The 20,413-nt window shown below is 40.6% G+C and carries 8 protein-coding genes; all 8 read left to right on the forward strand.

Going from position 1 to position 20,413, the window contains the following annotated elements; genetic code table 11:
* Positions 1–114: 114 nt before the first annotated feature.
* The 8 genes from LH29_RS14250 (at position 115) to LH29_RS14285 (ending at position 20,394) form a co-directional block, all read left to right on the forward strand.
* Positions 115–3,210, forward strand: coding sequence for a SusC/RagA family TonB-linked outer membrane protein (locus LH29_RS14250; RefSeq protein ID WP_045030898.1), 3,096 nt, complete (start codon positions 115–117; stop codon positions 3,208–3,210).
* Positions 3,211–3,260: 50 nt separating this feature from the next.
* The gene (locus tag LH29_RS14255; protein ID WP_198152456.1) at positions 3,261–4,763 is read left to right on the forward strand and encodes a RagB/SusD family nutrient uptake outer membrane protein; all 1,503 of its coding nucleotides are present in this window, start codon (positions 3,261–3,263) and stop codon (positions 4,761–4,763) included.
* Between the two features lie 182 nt (positions 4,764–4,945).
* Complete coding sequence (locus LH29_RS14260; RefSeq protein WP_045030900.1) at positions 4,946–7,705, forward strand: glycoside hydrolase family 78 protein; 2,760 nt, start codon at positions 4,946–4,948, stop codon at positions 7,703–7,705.
* A 163-nt stretch (positions 7,706–7,868) separates the two neighbouring features.
* Positions 7,869–11,357, forward strand: coding sequence for a glycosyl hydrolase (locus LH29_RS14265; protein WP_045030903.1), 3,489 nt, complete (start codon positions 7,869–7,871; stop codon positions 11,355–11,357).
* A 44-nt stretch (positions 11,358–11,401) separates the two neighbouring features.
* Complete coding sequence (locus LH29_RS14270) at positions 11,402–14,281, forward strand: glycosyl hydrolase (RefSeq protein WP_045030905.1); 2,880 nt, start codon at positions 11,402–11,404, stop codon at positions 14,279–14,281.
* 32 nt (positions 14,282–14,313) lie between these two features.
* Positions 14,314–14,892 (forward strand): peroxiredoxin-like family protein, encoded by a 579-nt coding sequence (locus tag LH29_RS14275; RefSeq protein ID WP_045030907.1) that lies wholly within the window; start codon positions 14,314–14,316, stop codon positions 14,890–14,892.
* 55 nt (positions 14,893–14,947) lie between these two features.
* Positions 14,948–17,782 carry a glycosyl hydrolase gene (locus tag LH29_RS14280; RefSeq protein ID WP_045030909.1) on the forward strand — a complete coding sequence of 945 codons (2,835 nt, stop codon included), beginning with the start codon at positions 14,948–14,950 and terminating at the stop codon, positions 17,780–17,782.
* Positions 17,783–17,961: 179 nt separating this feature from the next.
* Positions 17,962–20,394: an ABC transporter permease gene (locus tag LH29_RS14285; RefSeq protein ID WP_045030911.1), complete on the forward strand. Its 2,433-nt coding sequence runs from the start codon at positions 17,962–17,964 to the stop codon at positions 20,392–20,394.
* Positions 20,395–20,413 lie beyond the last annotated feature (19 nt).

Consider the following 20,413-nt stretch of genomic DNA (forward strand, 5'->3'; position numbering starts at 1 on the left):
GCTTTGCTTGATGTGGTTGTGTAGTTCTTATACAATCATTTTCCAACGAAATCATTTATAACCAACTCAATCTTTTAGGGATACTAATAAAATCTGAATTAAACTTAATTATTAATGAAAGTAAAACGTATGAAAAGAAAAGACAATTTGAAATTTTGCATCGTTATGGTACTATTGTTTTGTAGTATAATAACTTTTGCACAGCAAAATGCAATTTCGGGGAAGGTAACGGATAGTTCCGGAGAACCTTTACCAGGAGTTACAGTAGTTTTAAGGGGAACTACTCAAGGTACAATTACTGATTTTGATGGAGCGTTCAACTTAACAAATGTTAAAGCAGAAGACGTTCTTGTATTCTCTTTTGTGGGAATGATTAAACAAGAAGTCGAGGTTGGTGATCAACGTAATTTTAAGGTTACAATGTTAGCCGATGCGATTGGTATTGAAGAAGTAGTGGCAGTAGGTTACGGAACACAAGTAAAACGTGAAGTTAGTGGTTCAGTTCAAACTGTTGATGCCGAAACATTAAAAGATCTGCCGGTTTCTCAGGTTACACAAAAAATCCAAGGCCAAATGGCCGGGGTTCAAATTAAACAAACCACTGGTAAGCCCGGCGAGGGAATGAATGTTCGTATCCGTGGTCAGTTCTCAATTGCGGCAGGTAGCGAACCGTTATATGTGGTTGATGGATTCCCGATTACCGGAGGAATTAACAAAATAAATCCTGATGAAATTGAGGATATTACTGTATTAAAAGATGCTGCATCAACATCATTATATGGTTCGAGAGCTGCAAACGGCGTAATTTTAATTACAACTAAAAAAGGGAAACCTGGTCAAACCAACGTTAGTTTAAATGTATCGTATGGTATTCAGGAAGTACCAGAGCGTGGACGAATTGATATGATGGACGCAGTTGAATTCGCTCAGTTTAAAAAGGAATTCTATGAAGACGCAGGGAAAGATGTTCCGGAAATGTTCCAGAACCCATCAATATACGAAGGAAAAAACAATGATTGGTATGATGCCTTATTACAAACAGCTCCTGTGCAGAGTTACAACCTAACGGTTACATCAAATACTGATAAATTGAGGACTGCAGCTGTAGCCGGTTTTTATAAGCAAGATGGTGTTGTAATTAATTCTGATTATGAACGCTATTCACTTCGTTTAAACATGGACTACGATGTGTCGGATAAGGTTACAATTGGTTTTAATCTCGCACCATCATATATTAAGGATGATACACCACGTACAGATGGAGGACGTAATGAAGGTATTTTGTTTAACGCCTTACATACATGGCCAATGATGCCTATTTATGACGACAACGGAGAATTAACACTGTATAACAAATTGCCTGCAGATGTTGGTAATATTTTTTCCTACCCTAACTGGGTTCGTTCGGCACAGGAGCTAGTAAATGAAACAAAAGATCTTGATTTACTTTCCACAGGATATTTGGAGTACAAGCCTATTGCAGGTTTAACTTTAAAATCGAGCATAAATGCTCAGATTACAAACTCTAAATTTAAATTCTTTAATCCTTCAACTGCCACTTATCGCATTAATCAGGGGATTCCAACCACATCCCGATCAACACGAGATGAGTTTACTAATTTTTCGTGGTTGAACGAAAATACAGCAACTTATACAAAAAGCGTTGGAGATCATAATTTCTCTTTACTAGGTGGTGCAACCATTCAAAAATTCCGACAAGACCGTTTTCAATTAAATATGGATAATTTCTCGGATGACCGTTTGCCATTTGTTCAAACAGCAACAAATATTAACCGCACTGGAACACAGGATATTGTTAATGAATGGAGTTTGGTGTCATTCCTCTCAAGGTTAACCTACAACTATAAAGGAAAATATTTATTAACCGCGGCCATTCGTTCAGATGGTTCTTCGCGTTTTGGATCAGAAAATGCCTGGGGTACTTTCCCTTCTGTTTCAGTGGGGTGGATTGCGTCGGATGAAAGTTTCATGGCTGATGCAGAGGCAGTTTCCATGTTGAAACTCAGGGCAAGTTATGGTGTAACGGGTAATAATAACATTGGTAACTATACGCAATATGCCTTAATTAACAATACGACTAGTGCGGCATTCAACGATAATTTTGCTGCCGGTTCGGCGGTAAGTTCAATGGCGAATTCAAATTTGGGTTGGGAAACAACAAAACAATTTGACATTGGTTTCGATTTAAGTTTGTATAACAATCGTGTTTCAGTGGTTTACGACTATTATAAAAAGAAGACTACAAACTTATTGTATAATGTGCAGGTGCCATGGGAGTCTGGTTTCAGTAATTTTAGCGATAATATTGGTGAAATTGCGTTTTGGGGACACGAATTGGGTATAAAGTCTATAAACACTACAGGCAAATTAAAATGGACTACCAGTGCAAATATTTCGTTTAACCGAAATGAAGTAAAATCGTTGGCTGAAGGAATTGACAGGGTTTATGGCGATTTTCATATTACCAAAGTTGGAGAGCCATTTGGACAATTCTATGGATTTAAGTCCGATGGCCTTTATATGAATCAGGCAGACCTTGATAATTCGCCTGTTGTTCCTGGCCGTTCTACAGTTGGTAGCATCAAATTGGTAGATGTGAATAACGATGGGGTTATTACAAAAGGTGGTGACAACGATGACCGTACTATAATTGGAAATCCTTTTCCTGATTTTGAGTATGGTATGACCAATACCTTAAATTACGGCAATTGGGACTTTTCTGTTTTAATGACAGGTTCGCAAGGAGCAGAAGTTATGGTTCGTCATTTGGTGACTACTGCCAATCTCGATGGTGTTTTTAATTTGGTGGATGATGTTAAGTATCGTTGGAGATCGGAAGAGAATCCGGGTAAAGGATTTTATGGAACTACTGTTGGTGGCGGCCGTGTAACAGGTGTTGAGCGCGATTGGAACAACGATCGTGAAATTGCCGATGCATCATACCTGAATATTCGAAATATTACATTAGGCTATACCTACAATAGCAAAAGTAAGATCTTCAAATCAGCACGTTTTTATGCTTCCATACAAAACGTTTACATTTTTACCGATTATTGGGGGGGGCCAAATCCTGAGATTAGTGTTGGAAGAAGTGGCTCAAACGATGGTGGAAATTTAAGCCAGGGAGTTGATTGGTCAGGCTATCCTGTACCTCGTATCTACAACTTTGGAGTAAATGTTAATTTCTAATCATGGCCTTCATTATGTATAGAATCAAATTAAATTTAAAAACAATGAAAATGAAAAAGATATTCATATTGCTCGGGTTGATTGGGCTTCTTACAACGAGCTGTGATGAGTTCCTGACAATCTATCCAGAAACATCATTAAGTGTACCCACCTTTTATAAAACGGAGGCCGATTTTACACAAGCCATTAACGGGGCCTATGCTCCCTTGCGTTTACTTAATAACCATGAAGGGGGTGGAATGTGGGTTCTGACTGAGATGCACTCTGATAACACAATATTTCAACGGCTGGCGCAATTCGGAGCCCGCGAAAGATGGCATGATGTAGCGCAACATGCAGTTCCTACTGCCGATGGGGTAACAGCGAATTTATATGTAAAACATGCCTATGTCGATTTATTCCAGATTATTGCTCGTAGCAACCAAGTATTGTATACGATTGATGAAGCAGATTTTGACGCAAATGCAAAAGATAATATCAAAGGACAGGCACACTTTTTAAGGGCTTTCTCATACTTCCAATTGGTTCGTTTATTTGGAAAAGCTCCTTTGCATCTGGTTCCGGTAACTAATCGTCAGGAAGCGGCATTGGAATTATCAGATGCGGCAGCTCTTTACACACAAATTGAATTGGATGCCAAAGAAGCGATACAACTACTGCCCGTAAAATCTGCACAGGAGGCGGGTAGGGCAACTTCAGGTGCTGCCAGAATGCTTTTGGCCGATGCCTATATGACACAGCAAAAATGGAGCGATGCAGAAACGCAACTAATGGCAATTGTAAACAGTGATGAATATGTCCTAATGCCTAGCTATGCCGAGGCATTTTCTGAAAGTTCTGCGAATAAAAATAATATGGAATCGTTATTCGAAATTCAGTATAAAGAAGGTTCAGAAGGGTTGCATGGTAGCTGGTTTTACGCTATGATACCAAGACCAATTACCGCAGAAGAAGTTGGCTCAATAACAGGAACTTCTAACCCCTTAAATATAACAAATGAGGCGAATAACATTCCAACGCCTGATATTATTGCAGCCTACGAAGAGGGTGATTTGCGAAAAGATGCAAGCATAGCTTATATAACACTAAGTAATGTATTATGGAAAGATGGTACCTATCCGTACATTAAAAAGTACGCAAAAACACATGCTTTACATGGAAATCACGGAATGAGCTGGCCGGTTTACCGCTATTCAGAAGTTCTTTTGGCATTAGCTGAAGTTTTGGATGAACAAGGGAAACCTGGAGCTATGGACTATTTAATGCAAGTACGAGAGCGTGCAGGATTGATGAATGAGCCAGCAGGAGATTTAAGTGATGCAATATTTAAAGAGCGCCGCGTAGAATTGGCATTTGAAAACAAACGCTGGTTCGATCTGGTAAGAACAGGAAGAGCAGTAGACGTTATTACTGCTTATGGTCAGCGAGTGAAGACGAATCCTGGAGAATATTATTTCCCCGAAGGAGAAGATCCCTATCCTCATGGCTTCCAGGAAATTCGTTTAACTTATGGTTTACCTGCATCTGAAGCAGATTTAAGTCCGAATTTTTAATCATAAATTGTTTAAGTTAATAGTTTAGTTTTAGTTTCCAGTCAGCGGTTATCCTGAGAAATTCTTAGGTAACCGCTGATTTTCCTTTATTTTATATATCTACCTGATTATAAAATTAGATTTCAAATTTATAAGAAGTCGATTAACTTTAAGGAACTACAACAATAGTAAATCAATAAACCATGGCCAATAAACTCTATTTTGTAAGATTTTTAAGCATTGGAATTTTGCTTACTTTTCTTTTTTCATGCCAAAAGGATCATAAGGATCAGATACCTTATGATTTGGAAATAGCTGAAGGTTTTACAAATCCAATTGGATTTTACACCAATAATCCAACCTTTTCATGGAAATTACCAACCGGAGTTCAATCACAAAGTGCATATTATATTGTAGTTGCAAGTTCGCCAGAACTGCTGCCTGATAAAGCCGATTTATGGAAAAGTGGGAAAGTGGAAACAGATCAGTGTTTATTTGTGAACTATAAAGGTAAAAAACTCTCATCGCGCGACAAGGTTTATTGGCAAGTTAAATTTTGGGACGATAATGAGAATGAATCAAAATGGAGCGAGATTGCGTTTTTTGAAGTAGGATTACTAAATAACAATGATTGGCAAGCAAAATGGATTAGCCTGCCCAACGATACGGCTGTAGAAGTACCTGAGATTGGGAAAAAAGTACATAAGGTTCAGTATTTGCGCAAAAGCATAAAAATACAGGATGACATTGAAAGTGCCCGTCTTTACATAACTGCCTTAGGTTTATTTCAGGCACATATTAATGGACAACAAATCGGTGATGATGTGCTTACTCCAGGATGGACTTCCTATTCAAAACGTATTGAGACCATAACCTACGATGTAAGCCCGGTACTTGAGAAAGGCGAAAACACATTAGGGATAGAACTTGCCGAAGGTTGGTATGCCGGACGTTTTATTTTTCGCGGTTATGCAAAAACTAGCCCTAAGGTTCTTGCCCAGCTCGAAGTGAAATATAAAAATGGAGAGGAAGAAATATTTGTAACAGATAATTCATGGACAGGAAATGCAAATGGTCCGATAAAATATTCCAGTTTATACGATGGCGAAAGTTATGATGCCAATTTGGAAATGCTTGGGTGGAGTACTTCCGATTTTGATGATGAAACCTGGTCTGATGTAACAGAAGAGTCAATTTCTGATAGCGTACAACTGACACCAAAACGCCACAGTATTGTTAAAACAAAAATAGTTTTACCAACAAAGAAAATCACTGAGCCAAAGAAAGGAAGTTTTGTTTTTGATTTAGGACAAAATATGGCAGGTGTGGCTCAAGTAAATATACCTGTTAAAAAAGGGCGAAAAGTAAAAATACGATTTGCAGAAATGCTTCAGCCCAATGGTGAGATATACACTAAGAATTATAGAAGTGCAGTTTCTACTGATTTTTATTTACCGGCAAAAGATGGCGTAATTGAATGGAAACCTAAATTTACGTTTCACGGGTTTAGGTATGTTGAGTTAAGTGGTTTTGATGAAAATAAAAAGCCCGATGAAACCTGGGTTTCAGGATTGGTTCAATACTCTGATTTTGAAAAAAATGGGACGTTTTCCTCGTCGTATCAAAAACTAAATCAATTACAAAGTAATATTGAATGGGGATTGCGAAGTAATTTTCTGGATATTCCTACCGACTGCCCGCAACGAGATGAACGTGCCGGATGGACCGGTGATGCGCAGGTATTTATCCCGACCTCATTATTTATTGCCGATGCACATTCTTTTTGGGCAAGTTGGATGCAAAGTGTGCGTGAGGATCAACGCGATAATGGCTCGATTCCAATAGTAGTGCCAGATATTGATGGACGACGTGTTTCATCCGGTTGGGGAGATGTGGCAACCATAATTCCGTGGGAAACTTATTGGCGAACAGGTGATAAAAAGATCCTTGAAGACAGTTATAATACGATGTTGGGCTGGGTAAATTATTACAAGTCGGTGTCTGAAAATCATATCGTCGATATGTTTACCTATGGAGATTGGCTTCAACCATTCTCTGAACATCCCACTGATGAGCGTAAAGGTGAAACAGACGAGAAATTGATTAATACGGCTTATTATGCCCGATCGGTTGAATTGACCCTGCAAACTGCCAAAGTATTGGGATTAACTGGTGATGTGGCAATGTTGCAAACATGGCTTGACGAAATAAAGACAGCATTCCAAAATCAGTTTTTCAATGCGGAAGGAAGTGTGAGCAAGGGAAAATCTACACAAACAGCTTATCTTATGGCCATTGGTTTTGATTTGCTTACTCCTGAAATGGAAGCAAAAGCCATCCCTCATTTACTGGCCGAAATTAAAAAGGCCGATAATCATTTGCGTACGGGTTTCTTGGGTACTCCGCTTTTAGCTCCGGTTCTTGAAAAAATTGGACGACCCGATTTGATGTTTGAAATGCTGTTTAAGGAAACATACCCTTCGTGGTTTTATTCCATTAATCAGGGTGCAACTACCATGTGGGAACGTTGGAACAGCTATACCCACAAAGATGGTTTTAATAAAGGAGGTATGAATTCGTTTAACCACTATGCTTATGGTGCCATTGGACAATGGATGTATGAACGGATAGCAGGAATTAAACCTATTAAACCGGGGTACAAAGAAATAGAGATAGCTCCTTTGTTGGGAGGACAACTGACTTCAGCCAACGCAAGTTATAAAAGCCCTTATGGAATAGTGAGTTCGTCATGGAAAACAGAAGATGGAATATTTAAACTAACAGCTACCGTGCCTCCAAATACAACAGCGAAAATCGTGATTCCGGGAAATACTGCTGAGCGTTTGATTTTGGATGGAAATGTGTTCGCTGATGATGCGGATGCAAAACATTTGAAAAAGACTGAAAATAGTTTTGAGTTGGAGGTGCAACCTGGTAGTTATGCTTTTGAAACAAAACTGTAAATAGAAAAAATGGATAAGATATTGTTTATAAAAAGTTGAACAGATTCTTCAATCTGAGTTAATTGTTCACAATTGACAAAGCTGTTCAATAGCATGAATCGCCTCTTATATTAAAACCGAATTCATTCGGATAAGTTTGAAAATGAACTAAAAAAATGATTTTATGCCATTGCCGACTAAAACTATCACGTTAGCTTTACTGTTTTTCCTGTCCTTATCAGGTCTGCTAGCACAAAATACCTCACTTGAACAAGGCTTTAAAAATCCACCCAACGAGGCAAAAGCCCGTACCTGGTGGCACTGGATAAATGGTAACGTTTCGCGCGAAGGGATAACTGCCGACTTGGAGGCGATGAAAGCTGTTGGTATACAGGAGGCGCAGCTATTTAATGTGAATCTCGGAAACCCAAAGGGACCGGCTTCTTATTTAAGTGATGAGTGGTTGGATTTATTTGAATTTGCGGCGTTGGAAGCCCAACGTTTAAATATGGAGTTAACGTTCCACAATGGCCCCGGATGGTCATCGAGTGGAGGTCCGTGGATTACACCCGAATACGCCATGCAGGTTTTGGTATTCAGTGAAATTACATTAGCCGGTGGCCAGTTGTTTAATGATTTCTTACCCCAACCGGAGACTCGGTTAAATTACTATAAAGACATTGCCATACTGGCATTTCCAAAGCCTGGAAATGATCAGCTTATTGAGGATATTGATGTCAAAAACCTGTCGGGCAGGGTACGTAATCATTTGGCGCCTGATGCAAAAATAATCCCGGAATCAGCAGTGGTACACAAAGCAGATATTGTTGATTTAACTTCGAAAGTTTCACCAGATGGGAAACTGGTATGGGATGCTCCCGATGGTGACTGGATACTCCTGCGCATCGGTCATACGCCAACTGGAAAGTTAAATGTATTTGGTTCTGAAGGTGGTAACGGACTGGAATGCGACAAAATGAGCAAAAAAGCTGTTGATGTGTTTTGGAAAGGCGGCATCAGCCCTATTTTTGAAAAACTGGATACCCTGGTTGGAACGGTGCTCAAAAATTGCCTGATTGATAGTTACGAGGTAGGAATGACCAATTGGACGGATGGTTTTGATCGGGAGTTCAAACGACTCCGGGGATATGATTGTTCGCTTTACTTGCCAGCATTGGCTGGTTATTATGTAGAAAGTGGAGAAATAAGCGAACGTTTCCTTTGGGATTTCAGGCGAACCATTGGCGATTTGATTGCTGAAAACTACTACGGCTATTTCCGAAACAAATGCCATGCAAACAACCTGCAGTTTTTTGTAGAACCCTATTGGGGGCCCTTCGATAATATGCAGGTAGGTGCCACCGGCGATGTTGTGATGTGTGAATTTTGGAGTGGTGAACTGGCTTTTTTCGATTCTCCAAAATTTGTGTCTTCTATTGCCAAATTGAATGGCAGCGCTATTGTTGGAGCCGAAGCTTTTACCGATATGGGTGGCTGGTTGCGGCATCCGGCCAATTTTAAGGCTATTGGCGATATGGCCTGGGCTCAAGGTATTAACCGCTTTGTTTTTCATAGCTTTGTTCATCAGCCCTGGGATGTGGCGCCCGGACTAACATTGGGGCCTTTCGGAATTGAATTCAACCGACTGAACACCTGGTGGACGCAGGGCAAAGCTTTTCTCGATTATTTGGCGCGGGGACAATATTTACTACAGCAGGGCAGAACGGTTGCCGATTTGCTGGTCTTTACCGGGGAATCGTCGCCAAACGATGCATTACTGATGCCCGAGCTAAAAGCCCATGGATATGATTACGATTTGATTGGTGCCAATAAACTGGCTTCGTTAACGGTAAAGGATGGGCTGATTTATACGCCGTTTGGTGATGTTTATAAGGCTTTAATACTTCCTGCAACAGAGTGGATGACAGTTGATTTTCTGAAAAGCCTGGCAACCCTCGCACGTAACGGAGCGACCATAATTGGCTCAAAACCAAAAAAATCACCCAGTCTTCATAACTTTCCCGAATGCGACGCGAAGGTTCAGCAGCTGGCTTACGAATTATGGGATAAAGGAAAGATTAGAACAGGTTTAGTGTTGGAATTCCTAAAAAATGAAGAATTACACCCAGACTTTACGGTGGTAAACGGAAACAGTAAAAAAATCAGTTTTATACACCGAAAAACGGAAGACGCGGATATCTATTTTGTGGCAAACGCACAAAAAGAGAGTTGGGTTAATGAATGTCGTTTTCGGGTGGCAGGCAAACAGCCCGAAATATGGGATGCTGAAACAGGTGAAATAACCTTAGCCCCGGTATGGAAGGATAATGGCGATGGAACCACAAGTGTGCTTCTTCAATTGGAGTCGGAAGGTTCTGTTTTTGTTGTGTTTTCGCAACCGGTTATTTCTCCCGATCATATTGTAAATGCCTACATAAAAATTGAAAAGCTTGAAGCCCGTATACTTCCAGATCTTGAAATTGTAAAAGCTGAATACGGAACATTTTTGCCCGATGGTTTGGTTGATGTCACTGAAGCTGTAGCGAACAGTGTTCAGAATAACAGGTTGCAGGTACGTGCAAGTCGTGAGCTGTGTTCATGCGATCCGGCACCGGGTTACAAAAAGGAGTTGCGATTGGAATACCAGTTTGGCGATGTTGTTCTGGCGAAAAATGCAATGGAAACCGAGTTTATGGTAGTGGAGCCAGGAGGCGAAGAGGAGTTGAAAATCCGTAAAGCTGTATTTGGGAAGTTTGAACGGGGAGTGCCCGGTATCCCTGCCGGTAATCCGGTTTATGATGTGACTGCACATATTCGGGAAAAGGTTTCTTCCGGACAATTGGATATTCCGGTTGACGATCGTTTGGTGAATGAAAGGTCTGTAAGCGGCAAAAAATCACTGCACGTGGTTTACAGCACAAATGGTGAACCGCACTCGGTTAAAGTTGATGAAGGCGGTACGCTAAGTTTCGCACAAGCCATTCCCAAATCAAAGCTTATTACCGGAAACGGAAAAGTGTATTGGGTAACACCTTACGCCGGCAAATTAACAGCTACCACTTCATCAGGGAAAACTGAAGCGACTCAGGTGAGATATGTTCCTGAACCTATTGAACTGATTGGGTCCTGGGAGGTGAGCTTTTCATCGAAAACGGCAAATGACACTAAGGAAAATTTTGAGCAACTTATCTCTTGGTCGACTTTTCAAGATGATGACATTCGCTATTTCTCAGGAACGGCAAGCTATCATAAGCACTTCACTGTTCCGGCTGGTCTTCTTAAAACCGATCATTCTTTGCAGTTAGATTTGGGCGATGTTAAAGTAATTGCCGAAGTTATTCTGAATGGCAAAAATCTGGGTGTCCTTTGGAAATCGCCCTTCCGCATTAATATTAATGACGCTGTACAGGAAGGTACGAATACGCTCGAAGTAAGAATTACCAACCTTTGGCCGAACCGGCTGATTGGCGATGAACAACTGCCTCTAAACTATAAACGCAAAGGGCCAAATGTGGCAGAATGGCCGGAGTGGCTTTTACAAAGAACTGAGCGCCCAGGCGCCCGGGTAACTTTTGCTGCGTTTAAACACTGGAATAAAGATTCCGACTTGTTATCTTCGGGTTTGCTCGGGCCAGTGAGGATCATTATTTCGAAAGAAGTTGGGATTTATTAACGCTATTTGAAGGATATTTATAACCTATTACAAGTTTAAAAAGTATGAAGAACCTCTACTTTATTTCGATCTGTTTTCTATTTGTGTTTGAAGCTGGATGTAAGTTCAGCAATAAATCGGTTCCAGAAAATTGTGCACTATCAACAGATAAAGATTTTGAAGCTCAATTTAAAAATCCACCTCATGAAACCCGCCCGCAAGCCTGGTGGTGGTGGCTGCAAACTCCAACCACAAAAGAAGCTATTACGCTCGATTTGGAAGAAATGAAAGCTAAGGGACTTTCGGGGTGTATGGTGTTGGATGGCGGAGTTGCTCCGTTCGGTCCCAATAAATGGCAGAAGAAAACCATCATTGATTCTACTGAAATCAGGTATGAATTTACTGATGAATACAAAGGAGGACATTTGAATCAACCCAAAGAAACGATGGAGATGTGGTCGAAACCATGGCGTGATATGGTGCGTTTTGCATCGAAAGAGGCAGGGCGGCTTGGCCTCGATTTTGGCGTATTTATTGGCCCTGCAGGTTGTGCAGCTCCCTGGGTAACGCCGGAATTTGGACAACAGGAAGTTTTTTGGGGCGATACCCTGATTTCAGGAAGTAAAATTCTGAATTTAAGATTGGATAAACCACACAAGCCGGTGCAAACTAAAAGGCAGGGCGAAAATGAAGTAGTGAAAAAAGCGCAGAATTCATTTTACACCGATATAGCCCTTTTAGCCATTCCGGCTAAAGCAATAATTCGCGAAAATGAGGTGGTCGATCTGACGAAACAGTTGGATGAGACCGGGACACTTCACTGGAATGCTCCGGCAGGTGAGTGGCGCATCCTTCGCTTTGGTTATCGCCCTACCGGAAGAAACCTTAATGGGGTGTTTTACATCGATCATTTAAGCAAAGAAGTATTCGACATGCACTGGAAAAATACAGCCGGCTTACTATTGAGCGAGATGAGCCCCGAGGAACGCCTGGCTTTCAGCTATGTGGAGTGCGACAGCTGGGAGGCAGGCGATCCGAACTGGACCAAACATTTTGCCCATGAATTTAAAAATCGGAGGGGTTACGATATTAATAATTTCCTGCCAGTTTTGGTCGGGGAAACAATTAATTCCGCAGAAGAAAGTGAACGTTTTCAAAATGATTTTAAACTAACAATCAGTGATTTAATTTCGGAGCACCACTACGAACATCAACGCGATGTGGCTCACCAAAATGGGTTGCTTTCCTATGCCGAGGCTGCAGGCCCGCACCAGTATCAAACCGATTTAAAAAAATGTGTTAGCAAATGCGATGTAGCTATGGGCGAGTTCTGGATGCCTTCGCCTCATCGTGAACAACCCAGTGGTCGGTTTTTGGTGCGCGAAGCAGCAACGTCAGCTCATACTTATGGTATCAAGCAAGTGTTTGCCGAATCGTTCACCTCGGTGGGTCCCAATTGGGAGGTTTCTCCATTTATGATGAAGGCCGCTGCCGACCAGGCTTTTTGTGATGGACTAAACTGGATTTGTTTTCACACCTTTAGCCACCGTCCATCGGTTACCGATGTGCCGGGTTTAACCCACAGTGCCGGAACTCATTTCGACCGAAACATTACCTGGTGGAATCAATCCGGGGCTTTTGTTGATTATCTGTCACGTTGCTCTTATATGCTACAGCAAGGAAATTTTGCTGCCGATGTACTTTTTTACAAAGGTCATGGCATTCGCTCCGATGCCGATGCTTTCAAATGGGCTGATGGCTTGAAGAATCCGCCTGCATCGCTGGGAAATGGATACGATTACGATAAATGCAACGAAGATGTTCTGCTCACCCGTCTGTCGGTAAAAGATGGTTTGTTGTTATTACCCGATGGTATGAACTATAAAGTATTAGCCATTGACAAAGACACGCCACTTTCGTTAAAAGCATTACAAAAGTTGGTTGAATTGGCCAAGCAGGGAGCTACGATTATTGGTGAGCCTTCACGGTCGTTTATCGGACTAAACGATGATGCCAAAACCTATAACCAATTGGTAAAAAGTATCTGGAACAACCAAAGTAATGGTGTGTACCGATTGGGTAAAGGTCGGTTTGTGTGGAATGCAACCATTCGTGAGGTGTTGATGCAAATGAATATTCAGCCCGATTTCGAAGTTTCGGGAGTGAGCGAGCATGGCGTAATTGACTTTATTCATCGTAAAACGGATGATGCCAATATTTATTTTATAAGCAGTCGGTGGCAGCCGGTGGAAAAGGTTGAATGCACCTTCCGGGTAGCTGGCAAACAGCCCGAAGTCTGGAATCCCGTAACCGGCGAAATTCGGAAACTTAGCAATTTTAAAGTGGAAAACGGAAGAACAATAATCCCCATTGAATTTGATCCGTGCGGTTCGTATTTTATTGTTTTTAGGGAACCAATTGCATTGCAAAACACAAAATCAGACTGGCCAACTTATAAAACGGTGCAGGAACTTGAAGGCGACTGGCAAGTACAATTCAATCCCAATTGGGGCGGTCCCGAATCAGTGACTTTTCAGGAATTAAGTGAATGGTCACAAAATAGTAATACCGGAATCAAATATTACTCGGGAAAAGCGACCTACCATAAAACGTTTGATATACCGGCAAACTGGCAAAAAGATAGTGCTGCTTATTTTATCGACCTGGGGAAAGTGCATGAAGTTGCTCAAGTACGATTAAACGGCAAAGATTTGGGTGTAGTTTGGACAAAACCGTTCCGCGTGAACATATCTTCAGCATTAAAAGAAAAGGAAAACCAACTGGAAATAGATGTGGTAAACCTGTGGCCTAACCGGTTGATTGGTGATGAATTTCTGCCTGATTCTCTGAAATACACACAAACCAATATCCGAAAGTTTACCAAAAACTCGAAACTGTTGCCTTCAGGCTTAATAGGGCCGGTACAAATACTAAACAATCAATAGAGGGTAATGCTGGTCGTTAAAAAAATGATAAAATGGAACATTTAAAGGATTTTCAAAAGCTGGTTGTAAATAGCGCGATGCACATAAAAGGTTTGGCTGTTGGCGATACAGCACCTGATTTTATACTGCCTAACGCATTGGGTGAGCAAATAACACTTTCCGAAAGGCTTAAATCAGGAATTGTGATTTTGAAGTTTTACAGGGGAGAATGGTGCCCGATATGCAACCTCGATTTACGGGAAATACAGAAACACCTTCCTGAGATAAAATCATATGGATCTGAGGTTTTGGCCATTAGTCCGCAGAAACCAGATGATGCCCTTACAATTACAGAAAAAAACGAACTGGGTTTTGAAGTACTCAGCGATGTAACACAGGAGGTTATTAAGGCATACAATCTTCAATTTGATCCGGGAGAGGATTATCATAAGCGACGTGATTTGACGCTATTGAATGGTGATGGTTCAAAAACATTACCTGTGCCTGCAACATTTATTATAGATACCAACCGGAAAATTGTTGCAAGGCATGTGGAACCTGATTATACCCAAAGAATGGAGCCATTTCAGATATTGAAAGTTCTTGAAGCCATTAGAAATAACTTCTATTAATTGAGATCATATTGAAATTTGAGAATTATTATAGCCCATTTAAAACCGATTAACCATGATAAACCGAAGAAAATTTATTCAAAACTCCTTAATTGCAGGAGGTAGCAGTGTCTTATTACCCTTTGGCGCTTGCCAATGGTTGCAAAAGAATGCGCTTGCTGAAAATGCAACCATATCGAATGATAGTTTATTTCAGCTTTTTGCCAATCCACCGGCAAGTGCCAAACCATTTGTTCGTTGGTGGTGGAATGGCGATTGTATTGAGTTGGAAGAGTTGGAAAGGGAGTTGGATGTAATGCAGGCAGCCGGAATTGGTGGTATTGAAATTAATCCGATTGCCATGCCCGATGATGCTGAAACCAATGACTGTGAATGTTACGACTGGCTCAGTCCCGAATGGAACAATCGCGTAAAAGGAACCATTGAAATGGCTAAAAAACGCGATATTATTGTGGATATGATAATGGGATCGGGTTGGCCCTTTGGAGGTGAGTTTTTAACGGAAGACCAATTTTTACAGGGGGTTGGAATTCGTAAAATCGAATATAATGGCACTCAAAAGGTTTCATTGACGATTAAGAACGAATGGCAATTGCCGGGTAATGACGGGGCTCACAAAAATCCCGATGCACCGGATGCCGAACTTTTCTTTTTACAATTAATACCACACGGAGCAAACAGTGAAGCAGAGCTGGTTGATTTAATGGCCGAAGTTGATGCGAACGGTACAATTGAGATTATAGTCCCCAAAGGTAAACACGACCTTTACATCGGAACCAAACAAAGTGCTTACCGTACTGTAATGCACGGTGCCCCCGGGTCAAAAGGACCGGTGGTAAATCATTACGATGCCGATGATGTGCGGGTCTACATGGATAAACTGGCAAATGCCCTGGAGCCGGAACTGGGAGGCAAGTTAGGCGACCACATCCGCTCTTTGTTTTGCGATAGTATTGAACTTTCGGGCGCCAATTTAACCGATGATTTTTTTGAAGAGTTTCAAAAACGCCGGGGTTACAATTTGAAACCTTTTATTCCTCTGGTTTATTATCATCCCTACAAGGGCTACACCGAGTCTTTAAATTACGAAGCTGAATTTGTTCAGGACATAAAACGAATTCGCTACGATTTTAATAAAACGCTGGTTGAACTTTTTCTCGAACGTTTTATAAATACATTTCATAAATGGGCAAACGAACACGGCATGAAAAGCCGTTACCAGGCTTACGGTATGCCATGGTTGATGGGCATGCTCGATGGATATCGCATGGTGGATATTCCTGAAAGTAACAACTGGCTGTATTCTCCCGATGCCAAGTCGCACGGATACTGGATATGGAACAAATACACCTCGTCGGCCGCACACCTATCCGGTGCAAAAGTGGTAAGCAGCGAAGCAATGACAAACACAAGGGGCGTTTTCCAGACCACACTCGATACTATTAAAAAGAACGATGACTTCAACTTTGTTTCGGGTATCAATCATTCAATTCTGCACGGGTATAACTATTCGCCACCCGAGGCAGGTTTTCCCGGCTGGGTGCGTTACGGTGCCTACTTTAGCGACCAAAATACCTGGTGGCCCTATTTTAAAAAGTGGTCGGAATATAATGCAAGGTTATCTTCGCTTTTTCAAAATACAAAACCGGTAACCGACGTGGCGATTCTGACGCCTGAAGCTGATATTTGGAAAGAGTGGGGGCTTATGCGTACACCTTTTTATAAAAACCCTTGGTACAACCACGATTTATGGGAAGGCTTTAGCCGCATTGGCATTGCTGCCGACTACATTAACGAGGGAGTGTTGCTCCGGGCTTCGGTTGATGGCAAAGAATTAAAAAGCGAAGAAGCAAGTTACAAGCTGGTAATTGTATCAGGTGCAGAGGCGATTTTGCCCGAAACCGCAAGTGCAATTTATAAGTTAGCAAAACAGGGGGTTAAATTCCTTTTTGTTGATCAACTTCCCTCGGAAACCCCATCGTATTTTGAAAAAGAAAAAGGCGATAAGGAGGTACAGGAATTGATGTACAAAATTTTTGCATTTACGAATGTATTGGTGGAAGATGCACCTAAAAATGCGATGTTGGTAACCAATTGGGCCCTTAATATTAAAAACACATTTGGTTTACAAGCAGGGGTGTCCATTGATAATATTGATGAAAAACTTTATGTACTGAAGCACCAAAGTGATGGTGGCGAAATATTCTTTTTCTCCAATCAGGATGAGGCAAAAGGGCAAGAGTTTAATGCAAAATTTGATAGCACCACAAAAACTGCATGGCGTTGGGAGCCACAAACGGGTGAGCGTTTTATTTTACCAACAGAACAAGCCGGAGCTGTCAATGTTCGCTTGCAGCCACTTGAGTCGATGGTTGTTGTTCTGGAAAAATACGAGGACGGGGAAGTTGATAAACAACTTTATCCGGACGAGAATTCAAGCTTGATTATTGAGAACGAGTGGAAAATAAAATTTAAGCCATTTAAAGGCGATTTATTCGAGATGACTAGCAATAAATTATTTGAGTTTGGAGGTCATGCTGACAATCGGATAGCAACTTTTGCAGGACAAGTTGATTATGAAACTACAATTGAATTGGACGAAACCAATTGGGTGTTTTTAGATCTTGGTATTGAAAAACAAATTACCGAAGTAAAAATCAATAACGTTGAACTAGGCGTGTGTTGGTGGGGGAGGCATTTGTATTCGATCCCTAAAAATGTTTTAACGGAAGGCGAAAACAAAGTACAAATCAAGTATACTACCACTTTGGCAAATTATGCTAATTCGTTAACCGAAAATAGTGTGGCCAAACGTTGGATCGAATTGACAGAACCGGAAGAAATGGGATTAAAGTCTGATATTAGACTTGTTAAGTCAAGTAGCTTATAATTAGTTTGTTGTAAAAGTATTTGACGCTTGTGTAAAATGTTTTTACAATTTCTGATAACTATTTTTTTGAAGAAACAAATCGACAAAAAATTGAAACAAATATTCAAAAGATATCAGTCTGTATATTTCAATTTTGCTTGAAAGATTTCTAAAATTTAATAAACAAATAGACTAGAACCATGAATTTTATCAACCTAAAACTTTTTTACAGAAACTTAAAAAGAGACAAGTTAATATCCATAATCAATGTAATTGGACTGGTAACCGGAATATTGAGTTCCTTGTTCATTCTCGAATATGTGTATTACGAGCGCAGTTACGATAGCCACCACGAAAATGAGAATGAAATATACCGTGTAGCTTATAACCGTTATCGCGGCGATGAATTGTTGTGGGAGACTGCCAATTGTTTTTTCCCTACTGGTAAATGGATGAAAGACAATTACAATGAGGTGGAAAATCATGCAAGGATAACCCCTAAATACCACATCACTGTATCTCATACCGATGAGGTAGGGAACAAAGTTTTTTACAAGGAGGTAAAGACCTATTATGGCACCTCTTCCATGTTCGAGGTTTTTACCATTCCTTTGGTTCAGGGTACAAAAACTTGTCTGCAACAACCTTTTACAGTAGCGATTTCAAAAAGTGCTGCAAAACGTTATTTTGGAGAATCAGATCCGATTGGAAAAATACTGCGGGTGAATGGAAATGAAGATTATACGGTAAGTGGAGTATACGAGAATATACCTAAAAACTCAATTCTTCAAACCGATTTCCTGTTTTCTATGGAAACCTTGTATCAGCAAAATCCCTGGTATCGCTCTAACTGGGGATACGACTACGGTACAACCTACTTGCAATTAAAACCGGGAACAGATTATTTGGCATTTAACAATAAGGCGTTTCCTGCAATGATTGCTGCCAACTATAAAGACAGACTCGATGCACAAAACAAAAGAGATGTGTTCTATCTGCAGCCTTTGCGCGATATTCATCTAACATCGAATATTGAATATGAAACCGAGCCACCCGGTAATGGAAAGATTATTACTATCCTTTGGGGCTTTTCAATTTTTCTGTTGATTGTGGCCTGGATAAATTATGTGAATTTAATGACTGCCCGTTCCATTGAAAGAGCGCGTGAGATTGGTATTCGAAAAATAAACGGGGCTTCAAAAATAAAACTGGTGCTCCAGTTTCTTAGCGAAGCTTTTTTGTTTAACCTTTTTTGCCTGGTAATAACCCTGATTCTGTTTTTCATCTTAAATCCATTGTTTAAAACCGTTACGCAAATCGGCGATTTTAGCCTGTTTCATCATAGTACTTTTTTAACTACCGGATTAATTGTTTTTGGGGTAGGTATTTTTGCATCTTGTGTTTATCCGGCATTAATACTTCAGTCGTATCAGCCTGTAACCGTATTAAAAGGGAAATTTAAAAATACAGGCGAAGCGATATTTTTCAGAAAAGGACTGGTAACACTTCAGTTTATTATTTCGGTTGTTTTGTTGTGCGGAACAATGGTAGCCACCCGCCAGGCCAATTATTTAATGGAAAAAGAAATGGGCGTGGATTACCGGCAGAGTTTGGTGATAAGTGCACCACGAACCGGCGAAGCGCAGGAAAATCTCCACCGTAAACTTTTGTTATTGAAAGATAAATTAATTCAACTTCCAGAAGTAGAGAATTTTACCTTCTCGTCTGACGTGCCGGGTCAGGAGATTGAAAACTGGTTTGGATGCAAAAGAAAAGGATACGATAATTCAGACAATAACGGTTATTTTCAAATTGCTGTGGATGAGCAATTTGTTGAGTTTTACAATGTGGAACTTTTAGCCGGACGTACTTTTTATGAAGGTGAAAAAAACGAACAGGGAAATATATTAATGAACGTTCAGGCAATTGAGCGCCTCGGTTATTCAGAGCCCGAAGAGGCGGTTGATAAAATAGTTGTGAGCCGTGGGAAAGAGCTTAGGATTATTGGTGTTGTAGATGATTTTCATTACAAATCGATTAAAAACGAAGCGGTTCCAACTGTAATTACACTTGACGATTCGAAGAAGAAATTTTTAACGCTAAAATTTGTAGCTGGATCACAGGGGAACATTGCCTTGTTATTGCCAAAACTGGAAGCAATGTACCGCGAAAGTTTTCCCGACCAACCGTTCGACTATTTCTTACTAGACGAAAAAATGAGGATTGATTTAAAACCAGACAAAACATTTTCGTTTGTATTTGGATTGTTTTCTATACTTGCCATTCTTATTGCTGTTATTGGCATAGTGGGGCTAATATTGATTACGATTAGTCAGCGAATGAAAGAAATAGGGATTCGTAAGGCTCTGGGTTCCGAGATGGTTGATGTTTCCAAATTATTGGTAAAAGAAGTTTCGATGCAGGTAATTTTAGCCGTACTAATTGCCATACCAATGGCCTGGTATGGTTATCAGTATTGGTTCCTCGAATCTTATATTTACCGAATCAACTTAAATTTTTGGATGTTTGCGCTTCCTGTAATTCTGCTTTTTGCTCTAATATTTCTTGTTATTCATCTTATTGCAGCCAATGCTTTCCGGATGAATTTGTCGGAGGTTTTACAGAATGAATAAGAACAACTAATAATGAACT

It is taken from the genome of Draconibacterium sediminis (genome assembly GCF_000949475.1).
Classification (GTDB): Bacteria; Bacteroidota; Bacteroidia; order Bacteroidales; family Prolixibacteraceae; genus Draconibacterium; species Draconibacterium sediminis.